Below are 14,837 nucleotides of genomic sequence, written 5' to 3'. Positions count from 1 at the left end.
TCCAGCCGGACAAAATCAGGAGGTGACGTCCTTTCGTGAGAACTTCCAGAACGCCCAGATCGTGAACACCGTCGCGTAGGACAGCGAGGTCACGGTGCCTCGCACCATCTCGTCCCATTGGATGGGGGTGGACAGGAAGCTGAGCCAGGCCTGGCCGTAGCGGGTGGGGAGGATGGCGCGCAGGTCGCCCAGTTCGGGGACGGCGTTGAGGATGTTCGACACGATCTGCATCAGGACCGCGCCGCCGACGGCCGCCAGTGGGGCGTCGGTGGACACCGACAGCAGCAGCGCCAGTGCGGCGACCGCGAGCAGCATGACCGCGAGGTATCCGGCGACGCCGAGGATGCGCCACAGCGCGTCGGTGGCGGGCAGGGATCCGCCCAGCGGGGCCTGAAGCGGTTTCCAGCCGTAGGCGAGCGTGCCCACCAGCAGGCTGAACCCGGTCAGGGCGAGCATGGACAGGCCGCCGAAGCTGAGGCCGACGCCGAACTTGATCGCCAGCAGTCGGCCACGGGGTACCGGGGTGGCGAGCAGGTAGCGCAGGCTGCCCCAGCTGGCCTCGCCGGCGACGGTGTCGCCGCAGAACAGCGCCATCATGATGACGAGCAGGAAGCTGGACGACACCAGCAGCGCGAACAGGGTGAAGTTGGCGCCCGAGACGGTGCCGAAGTCGGCCAGCGCGAAGGCGTTGCCGGAGTCGTCGTCGTTGTCCTGGCGGCCGCTGCCCAGCGTGAACGCGATGAGCAGGACGATGGGCAGCAGCGCCATGAAGCCGAGGACGACCTGGGTGCGGCGGCGGGTCAGCTGGCGGCGGAACTCGGTGGCGAAGGTGAGGGTGGCGTGTGCCGAGTAGCCGCGGGCCGAGCCGTCGGCGGCGGGCGCGGTTTCGGCGGCGTGTGTGGTCATTTCTGCTCCACCAGTTCCAGGAAGGCGTCTTCGAGGCGGTGGCCTTCGCCGGTGCCGATGATGTCGGCGACCGGTCCGGCGGCCACGACCTTGCCCCGGCTCATCACCACCACGTGGGTGCAGGTCTGTTCCACCTCGGCCAGCAGGTGCGAGGACACCAGCACGGCGCGGCCGTCGGAGGCGTAGTCGTGCAGCACCCGCCGCATCTCGGCGATCTGGGGCGGGTCGAGTCCGTCGGTGGGTTCGTCGAGGACGAGCAGTTCCGGCAGCCCGAGCATGGCCTGCGCGATGGCGATGCGCTGTTTCATGCCGTGCGAGTAGCGGCCCACCTTGCGGTTGATGCGGTCGCCCAGGTCGGCGATCTCGACGACCCGGTCGATGCGGGCGTCCTCCCACGGTCGTCCGGTGGAACGCCAGTACATCTTGAGGTTGTCTATTCCGGACAGATGTGGCAGCAGGCCGGGGCCCTCGACGAGCGCGCCCAGCCGCGACAGCACCGGAGCGCCGGGGGTGACCTGGTGCCCGAAGACCCGGATCTCACCCTCGGTGGGCTGCAACAGTCCCATCAGGACTCGCAGCGTCGTGGTCTTCCCGGCGCCGTTGGGGCCCAGCAGTCCCATGACCTGGCCGCGCTGGACCTGGTAGTCGACGCCGTCGACGGCCACGAACCCGTCGCCGTAGACCTTGCGCAGGCCGCGCACGACCAGCGGGGTGTCGGCGGTCTCGGCTTCGACGCTGCGGTCGGTGCGCCGGTGCCGCAGCCTGGCGATGACGATCGCGGCGACGATGGCCACCGGGATGCCGACCAACAGCACGATCAGGGCGGTGTGCCAGGCGGCGTCCTGGGACGGCAGCGGCGAGGCCGGGGTTTGGGGCAGTTCGACCTCGGGCCGGATCTGGACGGTGTACTCGGCCGGGTCCTGCGGACCGGCGTAGGCCTGGTCGGAGGTGGCCACGACGACCCGCAGCTTGTGCCCGGGTTCCACCCTGCGGACGATGCCGGGCAGTTCGACCTCGACCTCCTCGGCGGTGTCGATATCGGACTCCAGCCCGGTCAGCCGCACCGGGGCGATGAGCCCGTTGGGCAGCGTGGCCTCGCCGGTGTCGGCGACGTCGTAGAGCTTGACGAACAGGACGGCCTCGCCGCTGTCGGACGCGACCTTGAGCCGCACCTTCGGCGAGCCGACCACGTCGACGGGTTCGTCGGCGATGGGCTCGGTCTCGGCCATGGCGAACTGTCCGGGGATGTCGCGGGCGATTCCGGCGCCGGGCAGTGAGGCCAGTTGCCCGAACGCGGGGATGGTCGAGATCGCGGCGGGGGTGCCGCCGGGCGGGCTGGCGATGGTCTGTTCCTCGCGGCCCTTGACGTCCTCGGTGGCGGGGCTGGTGCTGCCTTCCATGCCCGGGTATTTCGGCGTGGTCATGCCGAGTGTGGCCAGGTCGATGGAGGACGAGGTGACGCCGGAGATGCGGGAGAAGGTGAACGAGTCGTCGGGCTTGTCGCCCTCACCCCTGAGGTAGTGGTACAGCCATTCGCCGGTCAGCACCTCGACGTGGTTCTGGTCGGATTCGGTGCCCATGGCGTCGTGGCCGCCGGAGAACCAGGCGACCTTGACCGGCGCCTCGGTGATGCCCTTGGCGTTGGCGTTGGCCTGGTTGAGGTCGAACAGCGTGTCGGCCTGGCCCTGCACCAGCAGCGTCGGTGCCTCGATCTTGTCGAGTATGGACTGCGGGCTGGACGCGTCCAGGAGTTTCTTCGCGGACTCGCTGATGCGTCCGGTGGCCGCGATGTCCTGGTACATCTCGCACACGTCGTCGGCCCAGCGGCCGCAGGCCGGGTTCTCGCCGGTGGGCAGCACGCCGGGCTGCGGCGGCACCTGGCCCTGCTGTCCGGGTTCGGCGCTGGACTCCTCGCCGTCGGGTGCCTCCTGCTGCGGCGCGACGGCGCCCAGCCCGTTAGCGTAGAAAAGCCCGGCCCAGGACTGCTTGAAGACGCCGTCGCCGTCGCCGGTTCCGTTGGGGAACAACGAGTCCGCGAGACTGTTCCAGGTGACCTGCGGGACGATCGCGTCCACCCGGTCGTCGTGTCCGGCCAGCAGCAGGCTCAGCGCGCCGCCGTAGGAGGCGCCGACGGCGGCCACCTGCGGGTCGTCGGCTCCGTCGCGTTTCACCTCGTCGCGGTCGGCCAGGAAGTCCAGCAGCTGCGAGGCGTCGTTGACCTCGTAGTCGGGGGCGTTCATGTGGATCTTGCCGCCGGAGTCGCCGAAGCCGCGGGCGGTGTAGGTCAGCACGACATAGCCCTGGGCGACGAGTTGTTCGGCCTCTTCGACGACGGTGTCCTTGGTACCGCCGAAACCGTGTGACAGCAGCACCGCGGGGGCGGGCTGCGTCTCGGGCAGGTACAGCCGGGCGTCCAGTTTGGTGGGTTCCTTGCCGTCGACGGCGATCCTGAGGTCTTCTGTGGTGTGTGGTGGCGGCGAGGTCGCCCACCACCACACACCCACCCCGCCCACCAATGCGAGCACGATGACAACGACTGTTACCCAGCGCGACCGCTTCCGGGCCTTGAGCACCCGTAGTTTTGACCGCACCCATACACGCATGCGGACAAGGTACGCGTCCGGCGAGGTTTCCGACTTGCCAACTCAGGTTTCTCTCAGGTGGCGGCCAACGTTTCCCGGTGGATCCCGTCACAATCTACTCGTCGGTAACCTACGTTCGCGTAGGTTAGATGCATGACTGCGGTGATCAACGGCCCCACCAAACCCCGGCTTCGCGGGCTGCTTCACGCCACCGCGATTCCGGTGGCCGTGATCGGCGCCATCGTCCTTGTCGTCATCGCGCCAACCATCGACGGCAAGATCGCCTCGGCCATCTACGGACTCACGTCGATCAGCCTGTTCGGCGTCTCCGGTTTCTACCACCGCTCCGGCAACGGCTACGCCTCCGAATGGCTGCGGCGCTGGGACCACGCGAACATCTACCTCATCATCGCCGGCACCTACACGCCGTTCGGCGTCCTGGCGCTCACCGGCGGCGCCCAGCTGGCGGTGCTGCTGATCATCTGGATCGGCGCGGCGGCCGGGGTGGCGTTCCGGACGGTGTGGCTGGGCGCGCCGCGCTGGCTGTACACCTCTCTCTACATCGTGCTGGGCTGGGTCGCGATCTTCTTCATCCCGCAGTTCCTGGAGGGCGTCGGACTGGCGGCGGTCATCCTCGTCGTGGCCGGTGGACTGCTGTACAGCCTCGGCGCCGTCGTGTATGGACTGAAGCGGCCCGACCCGTGGCCGGAAGTGTTCGGCTTCCACGAGATCTTCCACGCCTTCACCGTCGCGGCCTACCTGTGCCAGTTCTCGTCGGTGGTGCTGGTGGTCCTCGCCTCCGCCCCCTGATCCCCGGTCTTTAGAGTGTGGGCATGAACTGGACGTGGCAATTCGAGGACGCTGAGGGCAAGGCCATCGCGGCGCGGGACAGCGAGTTCTCCAACCAGGGCGACGCCGAGTCCTGGCTCGGCGAGGAATGGCGGGAGCTTGCCGAGTCCGGTGCGGCGGTCGCGATCCTCAAGAATGGTGACGCGGTGGAGTACCGGATGGCGCTGACCCCCGAGGAGTCCTGACGCTTCTCCCCCGCACAGGGGATGTGAACACCCCGGCGGAGGGATTCCCGTCCGCCGTCCCGGTCGAAGACTGGGGCCATGACCAAGGTAGACAAAACCCCCGGATCGGCCCTGAACCGTTGGGCCGGTTATCTCATGGTGTTCATCGCGCTGGCCCACACCGCCTTCTTCGTGCCAGCGGCCGAGTGGTCGCAGTGGCTGAGCGGCGGGCTGTGGAACGGCGCGGCCTCGGACGCCTCCTACGCGACCTTCTGGGCCCTGCCCGGCGGCTTCGTCCCGGCGCTGCTCGTCCTGGGACTGCTCGTCGTGCGGCAGGCCCGTCGCGGCGAGTACCTTCCCGCCTACGTCGGCTGGGTGCTGCTGGCCTGGTGCGTCGGCTGCACCGCGCTCATCGGCCCCAGCGGCTTCATCTCCGGCATCGCCCCCGCCGTCCTGCTCATCGGGGGCAACCTCGCCGCCCGCCGGGCCGCGACGTCCCACTCCCACCGCGCGGGTGTTGCCGCTGGCTAGGCTTGGCCGGTGACGTCCCTGAACCTGACCATCTCGCTGCGACCCGCGGCGCTGGACGCGCGGCGGGGAATCGTGAGACTCCATCCCGAGGTGCTGGCCGCCCTGGGTCTGCTGCCCGGCGACCCGGTGCGGCTGCACGGCAGGCGCACCACCACCGGGATCGCGCTGGCCGCCGAGCGTTACGCGGGCCGGGGTCAGGTCTACGCCGACGATCTGACGCTCGGCAACGTCGGGGCCATCGACGGCGACGAGGTCGCGGTGGAGCCGGTGGCGTTGGCCGCCGCCCGCCGCGTCGTGGTGACGGCGCCGGTGGAGATCACCGCGGCGGTGTCGGCCGAGACGCTGCGGCTGGCGCTGTTGAGCAAGGTGGTCTCGGTCGGCGACGAGGTCTCGCTGTTGCCACTGGACATCGGCGGCGCCGGACGCGACTCGGTCGAGCAGGCGCGCCGGTCACTGTCCAATACGGTCGGCATGGGCTGGACCACCGTCCTGTTGAGCATCGCCGACGCCGAACCGGCCGAAGCGGTCATGATCACCTCGGACACCGTGGTCTCCTGGCAGCGCGCGGGTTCCGCCCCGCCGGTCCGACGTCGCCACGACATGCACCTGGTGCGCCCTCCCGACGAACCCGCGGCCCCGGCCGCCCCGCGCGCGGCGACGGCGAATCTGGCCCCGGCCGCCGCCGAGACCCCCGAACCCGAGGTGGTCGACTTCGAGGAGCTCGCCGGGGTGCGCGCCGAGGCCGAGCAACTGCGGGAACTGCTCGACCTGGCCTTCCACCATCGCGAGGTGCTCGCCACCGTCGGCACCGAGATCTCGCTGGGCATCCTGGTCACCGGCCCGTCCGGCACCGGGAAGTCCACGCTGATCCGTTCGGTCGCCAAGGAGGTCAAGGCGAACCTGGTCCACGTGTGGGCCCCCGACATCGCCGCCCTGGCCGCCAACGACGCCAACGCCGCGCTGCGACGCCAGGTCGCGAAGCTGACGCCGCCGGGCGTCCTGATGGTCTCCGGCGTCGAGGCGCTGGCCCCGCGCGACGAGTCCACGCCCATGTCCACGGTGTTCCGCAAGACCGTGCGCACGATCCTGGAGGCCGGGCACAGCGTCGTGTGCACGACCGCCAACCCCGAGGCCGTCTCCCCCGAACTGCGGCAGTCCGGACTGCTCGAACACGAGATCGGCATTCCGATGCCGGATGCCTTGGCGCGCAAGGAACTGCTGACCGCGTTCACGCAGACGATGCGGCTGGCCGCGGAGGTGCACCTGGAGGAGGTCGCGGCCAAGGCTCCCGGTTTCGTCGCCGCAGACCTGTCCACACTGGTGCGCGAGGCCGGGGTCCGGGCCGCGATGCGCGCCAAGGAGGGCGGCGCCACCGCCCTGCAACCGCAGGACTTCACCGCCGCGCTGGCGACCGTCCGCCCCTCCAGCATGGCCGACTCCACACTGGAACTCGCCCAGATCACCCTCGACGACGTCGGCGACATGACCGAGGTGAAGCAGACCCTCACCGAGGCGGTGCTGTGGCCGTTGACCTATCCGGACACGTTCACCCGGCTGGGCATCGAGGCGCCCCGGGGCGTGCTGCTGTACGGCCCGCCCGGCTGCGGGAAGACCTACCTGGTCAAGGCGATCGCGGGCAGCGGCCGCTCCAACGTCATGTCCGTCAAGGGCGCCGAACTGCTGAACAAGTGGGTCGGCGAATCCGAGGCCAGCGTCCGGGAACTGTTCCGCCGGGCCCGGCAGGCGGCGCCCACCCTGCTGTTCTTCGACGAACTCGACGCACTGGCGCCGGTTCGCGGCCAGGACTCCAACTCCGGCACCGCCGACCGGGTGGTCGCGTCGCTGCTGACCGAACTGGACGGTGTCGAGTCGCTGCGCAACGTCGTGGTCATCGGCGCCACCAACCGCCCCGACATGATCGACCCGGCGTTGCTGCGCCCCGGCCGTCTGGAGCGGCTGGTGTACGTGCCGCCGCCCGACGCCGAGGCCCGCGCCGCCATCCTGCGTTCGGCGTCGAAGGACGTACCATTGGCCTCCGATGTGGATCTCGATGACCTCGGTGCCGCCCTCGACAACTACTCCGCGGCCGACTGCGCCGCCCTGATCCGGGAATCGGCACTGTCGGCGATGCGGGAGTCCATGGACGCCAGCGAGGTCACCCGCGAACACGTCGCCGACGCCCGCACCCGGGTCCGCCCCTCCCTCAACCCCGAACAGCTCGCCTGGCTGGAGAACTACGCCAAGAAGCGAGCGTCCTGACCCGCGAAAGCCCCATGACGAAGACGACCGTAAGACAACTGGCCGAACGCATGGCCGAGTTGGGAATGATCACCCGCGACGCCGCCGAGGCCGCGCTGGCCCACATCGGCCGGTGGCGGCTGGAGGCGCTGGACGAGATCGTCGACGCGGACGAGCTGATCGACTACCTGCCCGAGTTCGGCGTCGCGATCTCGGTGCACGGCGAGGACGTCGACCACGTGGAGGACTACTACCAGTCCATTCTAGAGTCGGACGTGACCGCGTGCACCGGCGGCGCCGTGACCGTCACCGACGTCACGCTGGTCCGCGTCGGCGAGGACACCGAATGGCTGTACTTCCTGCGCAACGGTGAACCGGTGTGGTGGTACGTCGAGCACCAGTCGGACGACTATGTGGACCAGCTGTCGGTGTCCGAGCAGTTCGAGGACCTGTATCCCGGCGGCGACGATCCGCGCGGTTTCCTGTTGGTCCACCGCTCCAAGGCCGAGGCCTGCCAGGACGACGTCTACGTGCTGGCCACGATCGAGCAGGCCACGGCGCTGCGCGACGAGTTCGGCATCGACTTCCTCGTCCTGCACCGGCGGCAGCTGCCGGTGCAGGACACGCGGGAAGCCGGGGACTTCCTGGAGCACTGGACGTCGAACATGGACGAACTGCTGCACTCGTGGCGGTCGCGGTTCCTGCCACCGGGCTTTCCCTTCGACTTCTCGGTCGCCTCCCTGGACACGCTGGAACGGTTGGTGCTCAACCGTTTCGCCGACTGGGACGCGGTGCAGCGCGCCGCGGCGGACCCGTTCGTCGTCGGCGCCGTCGGCTACCTGGGCGAGACGCTGCTGCGAGCCGCGCCGGGCAGCTGGGACTACTGGACCGGGGCGTCGGTCTACGACCGGACGCCGTTGCTGCGATCCAACACCCCCAAGGCGTTCGGCACCACCGTCGTGCCGCTGGTGCTGCTCAGCCGGGTCGCCGGGGACCGCGATTTCGGGATCCTCGCCGAGGCCGTCGAGGATCTGCTGCGGGCCGAAGCCAGCTATGCCGAGGCGCTGCGCGCGCTCGACACGGCTCCGGCGGCCGAGGACGACGAGGACTTCTGAGTTCGGGCGTCGGTAAGGCGCTGGCGGCGCGCTGCCGCCGGTAGTAGCTGCGGGCCTTCGCCCGGGAACCGCAGACGGCCATGTTGCACCAGGTCGCCGAACGGTTGCGGGACGGATCGTAGAAGGCCCACCGGCAGTCGGGGGCCGCGCACAGTTTCAGCCGCTCCCATCGGCCGTCCCGTTCTGCCTCCACGCCCGCGATGAGGATCCGCGCCAAGGCCGCCGTGATCCCGGCCCCGTCGGGTACCAGAACCAGTCGTCCGGCCTGAATGTCACACCGCAGTGGCAGGCTTGCCAACACCCCTGTCTCGACGGGGCGCCGGGCGGCGAGCAGTTCCCGCAAGGTGTCCCGCAACGCCAGCGCGAGGTCCAGATCCGACTGCCCGACCGGGGCGTCGGTCTCGACGAGGCCCCGCGCGGCGGCCCACCGCAGCAGTCCTCGCGGACTGTCGAGTTCCTCGACCCCGGCCCGTTCCCACCGGGTGTTGAGGAACTCCTGCACCAGCCGCAGCGGTTCGGGCGCGGCGGGACGCTGTCCGGGGACTGGTTGGCTCACGCCACCACTTTACCGGCTATCGTCAAACGCTGGTAAAGTCTCACCATCGTCAAGGTTTCACTGGTGAGAACGAGGTACCGATGCAGGACTGGTCGCGCGGCTGGACACCCCCCGACTACCGGGTGGACGGCGACGGCAAGGTCATCGGCGCGACCAACCCCCGGGCACCCCACAACTGGGGCCGCTGGGGTGATCTCGACGAACTCGGCACCGTCAACTACATCACCGCGAAGGTCCGCCTCGCCGCCGCCGAACTCGTCACCACCGGCGAGGTCGTCAGCTGCGCCATCCCGATCGGCGACGAGATGCCGGTCCACCCGTCCCGGCCCGCCGTGGTCCACACCCACGCGCTCACCGGCACCGACGTGGTCGCGGGTTTCGTCGCCGACCGCGCCTCGGGCGGCTTCCACGGCGCCGACGACTACGTCTTCATGCCGTTGCAGAGCGGCACCCACTGGGACGGCCTGACCCACGGCTTCGGTGCGTCCACCATGTACAACGGTTTCTGGATCGGCAACGTGGGCGCCGACGGGGCCCGCCGCCTGTCGACCCACCTGCTCGCCGACCACATGACCGGCCGGGGCGTCCTGCTCGACCTGCCCCGCGCCGCGGGCGTCGACCGGCTGCCCGGCGGCCACGCCATCACCCCCGCCGAGCTCGACGCCTGCGCCCACGCGCAGAACGTCGAGCTCCGCTCCGGTGACATCCTGCTCATCCGCACCGGCGAGCTGGGCTGGTTCTACTCGCTGGACGACAAGGCCCCGTACTGGAGCGGCATTCACGCGGGACTGTCGATCACCACGGTCGACTGGATCCACCGCAACGAAATCGCCGCGATCGGCATCGACAACCGCACCTTCGAGGTGACCCCGTTCGAGCCGGGCCACCAGGAGACCTACCCGCTGCACGCCCGGCTGATCCGCGACCTGGGCCTCACCATCGGCGAACTGTGGTGGCTGGACGACCTGGCCGAGGTCTGCGCCCGCGACGACCGCTGGGAGTTCATGCTCACCGCCCCACCCTTGACCGTCACCGGATCCTCCGGCTCCCCGGTCAGCCCGCTGGCGTTCTTCTGACCTCAGCGCCCGGTCTGGCCGTCCACGATCTCCCGAACGATGTCCATGTGCCCGTTGTGCCGCGAGATCTCCTCGACGAGGTGCAGCAGGATCCAACGCAACGTCACCGGCTGCCTGCCCGGATGCGGGTTGCGGGACCGTTCGTCGAGGTCGTGGTCGGCGATCAGCTTGTTGTACCGCTCACACTGCTGCTCGTAGTCGCTCAGCAGCGTCGCCAGCGGCGTGCGCAACGCCAGGGTCATCTCGGCGTCGACGTCGTCCGGGTCGTCGTCCCAGGGCGTCCGGCCCTGGTCCGGGATGCCCAAAAACACCGTCTCGATCCAGTCGAACTCGACCCACCGCAGGTGACCGATCAAGCTGGCGAGGTTGGTCAGCGGCGAGGTCGCCACCGGCGCGGTCCGGGCCTGCTCGTCGGTGAGCCCCTCGCACTTGGCGCGAGCGCTGGCGCGGGCGTAGTCGAGCATCGCCATGATGGTGGAGCGCTCGTCCCACTCGGTGGGGGTGTCGGTTCGGGTCATGCGGTGATCATGACAGGCGCCGTCCCTCGCCGAAGGCCCGGCGGTAGCCGCCGGGGGTGGTGCCGAAACGCGACCGGAACCGGCGGCGCAGGTTCACCGCCGAGGCGAGCCCGACCCGGGTGACGATGGCGTCCACCGGCAGGTCGCTGCTTTCCAGCAGTACCCGGGCCGCGTCGAGCCGCTGGCCGAGTAGCCACTGCCCCGGACTGACGCCGAGCTGTTCGGCGAACCGCCGGGCCAGGGTCCGTTCCGACAGCCCGGCCTGTTCCGCGAGCCGTCCGACGGTCAGTCGATTGTGGAGCCTCGTGCTCGCCCACTCCAGTACCGGCGCCAGCGACTCGTCCGCCCGGACCGGGGCGGGCCGCGTGGCGTACTGCAGCTGGCTGCCCTCGCGATGCGGTGGCAGCACCATGTTCAGGGCGATCTGGGCGGCGTACGCGGCGCCGTGGTCGGATCGCACGAGATGCAGGCACAGGTCGATGCCCGCACCGGTCCCGGCGCTGGTCGCCACATCGCCATGGTCCACAAAGAGCACGTCCCGGTCCACCCGCAGCTCGGGAAAATCTGCGGCGAGCTCGGCGGTGTGTCGCCAGTGGGTGGTGGCGCGGCGGCCGTCGAGCAGTCCGGTACGCGCCAGCACGAACGCCCCGGTGCAGATGGCCGCGATCCTCGCCCCGCGCCGATGCGCGCTCCGCAGTGCCGCGATAATGGCCGCCGAGACCGGGGCGTCGTGGGGCTGCCAGCCGGGAATGACCACGGTGTCCGCCCGCCGCAACGCGGCCAGCCCCGCGTCGACGAGCATCGGGTAGCCGACAGTGGTCGCGACGGGGCCGGGATGTTCGGCGCAGACCCGGAAGTCGTAGTGCCTGGGCACGTCGGGCCGGACTCCGCCGAAGACCTCGGCGGCGCTGGCGAGCTCGAAGGGTGATTGGGGTTCGTTGACCAGGGCCACCACCCGGTGACGCTTCATGGCAGGAATATACCCAAAGATGTCTTTCCGGACTCCCGGCAAGACGGTGGTCCCTGAATACGCTCGCCCCATGAGTGAGTTCTCCGAAACGGAAGTGTGGCGGGCCGAGGTCCTGGTCGACGGCGAGCCCGCCAGCTACCTGACCGCGGGCCAGGACGGCCCGGTGGTGTTGCTGCTGCACGGCACGTATTGGAGCCGCGTGTGGCTTCCGGTGATCGGCGAACTCGCGCGGGCGGGACTGCGCCCCGTCGCGGTCGACTTCCCGGGCCTGGGCCGCTCGGGCGGCGAGCTCACCCTGGAGACGGCGACGGTCCCGGCCCTCGCCGACTGGGTGGTCCGGTTCGCGTCCGCTCTGCGGATCTCCGGTCCGCTCGCCGTGGCGGGACACGACATCGGCGGCGCGGTCGCGCAGCATCTGCTCGTCCACGACCTGTTGGACGTTTCCCGGCTGGCCCTCGTCAACTCGGTCGCCTACGACTCCTGGCCAGCGCCCCACGTGGCCCGCTACCGCGACCCGGACACCGTCGCGGCGACCACCGCCGCCGAACTCCTGTCCGCCCGCCGCCGGGCCGTCGCGTCCGCGCTGTCGGGCGCCGCCACCGAAGGGCTGATCGCCGAATATCTGGAGCCGTGGACCGAGGCGCGCGTCCAGCGCTCCTGGTTGGCCATGGCCGGTGCCGCCGACAGCCGCCACACCCTCGACCTGGTACCCGCGCTGCGACGGTCCACGGTCCCCAAACTGTTGATCTGGGGCGAGGACGACGACTTCGAGAAGGTCGCATACGCCGAGATGTTCGCCAGCGAGATGCCGCGGACCACGCTCATGCGGATCCCGGACGCGGACCACATCCCGACCGAGAACGCCCCCGTTCCGATCGCCCGGGCCCTCGGCGACTTCTTCACGGCGTGACGCCGCCCCTGCCGCGATGATTTTCGGCGCGCTGATGCGTTCAAGTACTTGAACCGAAAGGAGCAAGGAATGCGAATCAAGGCCAACGGGGTCGAGCTGTGCGTGGAGACCTTCGGGGCGCCGGAGGATCCGCCGGTGCTGCTGATCGGCGTCACCATGCTGAGCTGGCCGGACGAGTTGTGCCAGGCGCTGGCCGGGCGGTACGTGGTGCGCTACGACCTGCGCGACACCGGTCAGTCGACCTTCGCCGACCCGGACGCGCCCGGCTACGACCTGCGCGACCTGGTGAGTGACGCGTCCGAGTTGTTGCGCGCGTTGGACCTTGGCCCCGCCCATGTGGTCGGGATGGGCGTCGGCGGCTTCATCGCGCAACTGCTCGCGCTCGACCACCCCGACCGGGTCGCGTCCCTGACGCTGATCTCCACCCGCCCGGTCGCGCCCGGGCCCGTCGACCCCGACCTGCCCGACCACTCGCCGCAGATGATGCAGCGACTGTTCGGCCGCGCGAAGCCGGATTGGACCGACCGCGACAGCGTGGTCGACTACATGACCGGTTCCGCGCGGATCCTTTCCGGCACAAGGGGTTTCGACGAACAGGACGCGCGGGCGACCGCCGCGGCGATCTTCGACCGCGCGGAGCCGACGGACAAGGCCCAACGCGCCAGCCACCTCGGCATCATGTTCGCGGCCATCGACAGCAAACCGCGGTGGCGCGAACGGCTCGGCGAGATCAAGGCCCCGACCCTGGTGGTGCACGGGGACGAGGATCCGTTCTTCCCGCACGGAAACGGGGTGGCGCTGGCCGCCGAGATCCCGGACGCCTCGCTGCTCACCCTGCCCGGCGTCGGCCAGGGCGTGCCCCGCGCGGCCTGGCCGACCGTCGTCGAGGCCCTGCTGCGCCACACCTCGGGAACCTGAGTTCCGTTGCGGGGCCCGCCAATCCCGGGCCCCGCACGTGAAACGGGGCCGCTAGCCCCGGTTGCCGAAGTCCACGCTGCTGGCGGCCCGTGGGGTGAGGTTGGGCAGGGCGGCCTGGAAGAGCGGACGGCCGGTCGCCGGAATCGCGTACCGCTCATAGGCTTCCCGAGCAGCGCAGAACGCGACCGTGCCCCCGCGTGAACGCATCATCACCGCCGCGTCGCGGATCTTCTATCAGGAAGGGATCCGAAGCGTTGGGGGGGGAACGGATCCTGACCGAAGCCCAGGTTCCGCGAGCGACGTTCTACCGACACTTCGACTGGGCAGCCCGAACCCGAACAGCTGGCCGGGATGTTGGTGCTGCTCCACGATGGTGGGCTGATGGGCGGCTTCCTCGACGACGCCGACACGTCGCATCAGGCGTTGCGCCACGCCCTGGATCTGTTGTCCCGCTGAGGGTGTGGACGCGGTCGCGCTGGAGCTAGGCGAACCAGTGCGGGTAGGGTTCGCGGGCCGCCAGCCACTCGCCGGGGACCGGTTCGCGCAGGTCTCCGGCGGCGACGATGCCGCCGACGATCGCGGCGTTGGTGTCGATGTCGCCGCCGAGCGAGACGACGGTGCGTACAGCCGTCGGGTAGTCGCCGAGGTGGTGCGCGGCGACCCACAGGCACAGCGGAACCGTGTCGGTGGCGAGGATGTAGCGGCCGTTGCCCACGTGGGCGGCGACCTCGGCCGGGTCGGTTCCGGCCGGGTGGGCCGCGGCTTCCTCGATGCCGTGGCGGACTTCGCCGTCGGGGGTGACGTCGAGGATGGCTTCCAGGAACTCGCCGGGATCGGAGCTGCCGCGCACGGACAGGGCGGCGGCCATCGCGGTGGCGATGCCGCCCGCGATGCCGTCCACATGGGAGTGGGTGATCTCGGAGGCGAGCCGGGCCTGGGTCACGACCGCGTCGAGGTCGTCGGCGAACCAGGCTCCCAGTGGGGCGATGCGCATCGCCGAGCCGTTGCCCAGCGAGCCGGCGCCGTCGAAGGCGCTGCGCGACAGCGGCCGCCAGTCGCCGCCTTCGCTGACGCCGTCGAGAATGCGCAGCGCGCTCAGGCCGTAGTCGCGGGGCAGTTGGTAGTGCGAGGCCCAGGTCGCGGCGAGGACGTCCGGGTCGATCTCGCCGTTGCGGCGCAGTTCGGCGACGATGCCGAAGGCCATCTCGCTGTCGTCGGTCCAGGGCCACTGGCCACCGGGAAGCAGCTTGGCCTTGAGGAACGACTCGACGTGGCCGGGTTCGTAGACCGGGGTCTGCCGAAGCCTTCCGGGGCAGGGGATCTGGCGCCAGGCGTCGAGGTCGAAGAACTGGTTTCCGTAGGCGTCCCCGGCGCTGAGGCCCACGAGGCTGGCGGCGGCGCGCCGGTCCCGGGTCGCGGTGTCGACACTGAGACGCTGCGATTCCATTGCGGTCTACTCCCCTGAGCCGGGTTCGCGGACGCGCCAACCATAACCGGTCCATGA

General features: G+C 70.1%; 14 protein-coding genes. 7 read left to right on the top strand and 7 right to left on the bottom strand.

What is annotated here, in order from left to right:
• Positions 1-15: 15 nt before the first annotated feature.
• The gene (locus tag SNAS_RS02185; RefSeq protein ID WP_013015727.1) at positions 16-906 is read right to left on the bottom strand and encodes an ABC transporter permease; all 891 of its coding nucleotides are present in this window, start codon (positions 904-906) and stop codon (positions 16-18) included.
• Positions 903-3,431, bottom strand: a complete 2,529-nt coding sequence (locus tag SNAS_RS02180) for an alpha/beta fold hydrolase (protein ID WP_211207308.1) — start codon at positions 3,429-3,431, stop codon at positions 903-905. The genes SNAS_RS02185 and SNAS_RS02180 overlap by 4 nt, the downstream gene beginning before the upstream one ends.
• Positions 3,432-3,641: 210 nt before the next feature.
• Between SNAS_RS02180 and trhA the strand changes: the two genes are divergently transcribed.
• The 4 genes from trhA (at position 3,642) to SNAS_RS02160 (ending at position 7,291) form a co-directional block, all read left to right on the top strand.
• Positions 3,642-4,298, top strand: a complete 657-nt coding sequence (trhA, locus tag SNAS_RS02175) for a PAQR family membrane homeostasis protein TrhA (protein WP_013015725.1) — start codon at positions 3,642-3,644, stop codon at positions 4,296-4,298.
• Positions 4,299-4,321: 23 nt separating this feature from the next.
• Positions 4,322-4,522 carry a hypothetical protein gene (locus SNAS_RS02170; protein ID WP_013015724.1) on the top strand — a complete coding sequence of 67 codons (201 nt, stop codon included), beginning with the start codon at positions 4,322-4,324 and terminating at the stop codon, positions 4,520-4,522.
• A 78-nt stretch (positions 4,523-4,600) separates the two neighbouring features.
• Positions 4,601-5,032 carry a DUF6463 family protein gene (locus SNAS_RS02165; protein ID WP_013015723.1) on the top strand — a complete coding sequence of 144 codons (432 nt, stop codon included), beginning with the start codon at positions 4,601-4,603 and terminating at the stop codon, positions 5,030-5,032.
• Positions 5,033-5,041: 9 nt separating this feature from the next.
• Positions 5,042-7,291 carry an AAA family ATPase gene (locus SNAS_RS02160; RefSeq protein ID WP_013015722.1) on the top strand — a complete coding sequence of 750 codons (2,250 nt, stop codon included), beginning with the start codon at positions 5,042-5,044 and terminating at the stop codon, positions 7,289-7,291.
• A gap of 954 nt (positions 7,292-8,245) precedes the next feature.
• Here the strand turns inward: SNAS_RS02160 and SNAS_RS33660 are convergent.
• On the bottom strand, positions 8,246-8,941 hold the full coding sequence (locus tag SNAS_RS33660) for a CGNR zinc finger domain-containing protein (RefSeq protein WP_083786996.1): 696 nt from the start codon (positions 8,939-8,941) through the stop codon (positions 8,246-8,248).
• Positions 8,942-9,021: 80 nt separating this feature from the next.
• Here SNAS_RS33660 and SNAS_RS02150 point away from each other — a divergent pair, with 80 nt between their 5' ends.
• Entirely contained in the window at positions 9,022-10,017 is a 996-nt protein-coding gene (locus SNAS_RS02150) for a cyclase family protein (protein WP_013015720.1), read from the top strand.
• Between the two features lie 2 nt (positions 10,018-10,019).
• Here the strand turns inward: SNAS_RS02150 and SNAS_RS02145 are convergent, their stop codons facing one another.
• Complete coding sequence (locus SNAS_RS02145; protein WP_013015719.1) at positions 10,020-10,535, bottom strand: DinB family protein; 516 nt, start codon at positions 10,533-10,535, stop codon at positions 10,020-10,022.
• Positions 10,536-10,542: 7 nt separating this feature from the next.
• The gene (locus SNAS_RS02140) at positions 10,543-11,505 is read right to left on the bottom strand and encodes a GlxA family transcriptional regulator (RefSeq protein ID WP_013015718.1); all 963 of its coding nucleotides are present in this window, start codon (positions 11,503-11,505) and stop codon (positions 10,543-10,545) included.
• A 70-nt stretch (positions 11,506-11,575) separates the two neighbouring features.
• Between SNAS_RS02140 and SNAS_RS02135 the strand changes: the two genes are divergently transcribed.
• Together SNAS_RS02135 and SNAS_RS02130 are read left to right on the top strand one after the other, a co-directional pair.
• Positions 11,576-12,415 (top strand): alpha/beta fold hydrolase, encoded by an 840-nt coding sequence (locus SNAS_RS02135; RefSeq protein ID WP_041624497.1) that lies wholly within the window; start codon positions 11,576-11,578, stop codon positions 12,413-12,415.
• Positions 12,416-12,484: 69 nt separating this feature from the next.
• Complete coding sequence (locus SNAS_RS02130; protein WP_013015716.1) at positions 12,485-13,333, top strand: alpha/beta fold hydrolase; 849 nt, start codon at positions 12,485-12,487, stop codon at positions 13,331-13,333.
• A 51-nt stretch (positions 13,334-13,384) separates the two neighbouring features.
• Here SNAS_RS02130 and SNAS_RS35590 read toward each other — a convergent pair whose 3' ends face one another.
• Both SNAS_RS35590 and SNAS_RS02125 read right to left on the bottom strand, forming a co-directional pair.
• Positions 13,385-13,540, bottom strand: coding sequence for a hypothetical protein (locus SNAS_RS35590; RefSeq protein ID WP_169313841.1), 156 nt, complete (start codon positions 13,538-13,540; stop codon positions 13,385-13,387).
• 274 nt (positions 13,541-13,814) lie between these two features.
• Positions 13,815-14,780, bottom strand: coding sequence for an ADP-ribosylglycohydrolase family protein (locus SNAS_RS02125; protein WP_013015714.1), 966 nt, complete (start codon positions 14,778-14,780; stop codon positions 13,815-13,817).
• Positions 14,781-14,837: the final 57 nt, after the last annotated feature.

Source organism: Stackebrandtia nassauensis DSM 44728, from assembly GCF_000024545.1.
In the GTDB taxonomy this organism is placed as follows: Bacteria; Actinomycetota; Actinomycetes; order Mycobacteriales; family Micromonosporaceae; genus Stackebrandtia; species Stackebrandtia nassauensis.
Note: the sequence above shows the minus strand (reverse complement) of the source record. Positions and strands in the feature narration are given on the sequence as shown.

Coding starts and splice junctions, on each gene's coding strand:
- SNAS_RS02185 (WP_013015727.1), bottom strand. CDS start 906: ATGACCACACACGCCGCCGAAACCGCGCCCGCCGCCGACGGCTCGGCC.
- trhA (WP_013015725.1), top strand. CDS start 3,642: ATGACTGCGGTGATCAACGGCCCCACCAAACCCCGGCTTCGCGGGCTG.
- SNAS_RS02170 (WP_013015724.1), top strand. CDS start 4,322: ATGAACTGGACGTGGCAATTCGAGGACGCTGAGGGCAAGGCCATCGCG.
- SNAS_RS02165 (WP_013015723.1), top strand. CDS start 4,601: ATGACCAAGGTAGACAAAACCCCCGGATCGGCCCTGAACCGTTGGGCC.
- SNAS_RS02150 (WP_013015720.1), top strand. CDS start 9,022: ATGCAGGACTGGTCGCGCGGCTGGACACCCCCCGACTACCGGGTGGAC.
- SNAS_RS02145 (WP_013015719.1), bottom strand. CDS start 10,535: ATGACCCGAACCGACACCCCCACCGAGTGGGACGAGCGCTCCACCATC.
- SNAS_RS02140 (WP_013015718.1), bottom strand. CDS start 11,505: ATGAAGCGTCACCGGGTGGTGGCCCTGGTCAACGAACCCCAATCACCC.
- SNAS_RS02135 (WP_041624497.1), top strand. CDS start 11,576: ATGAGTGAGTTCTCCGAAACGGAAGTGTGGCGGGCCGAGGTCCTGGTC.
- SNAS_RS02130 (WP_013015716.1), top strand. CDS start 12,485: ATGCGAATCAAGGCCAACGGGGTCGAGCTGTGCGTGGAGACCTTCGGG.
- SNAS_RS35590 (WP_169313841.1), bottom strand. CDS start 13,540: ATGCGTTCACGCGGGGGCACGGTCGCGTTCTGCGCTGCTCGGGAAGCC.
- SNAS_RS02125 (WP_013015714.1), bottom strand. CDS start 14,780: ATGGAATCGCAGCGTCTCAGTGTCGACACCGCGACCCGGGACCGGCGC.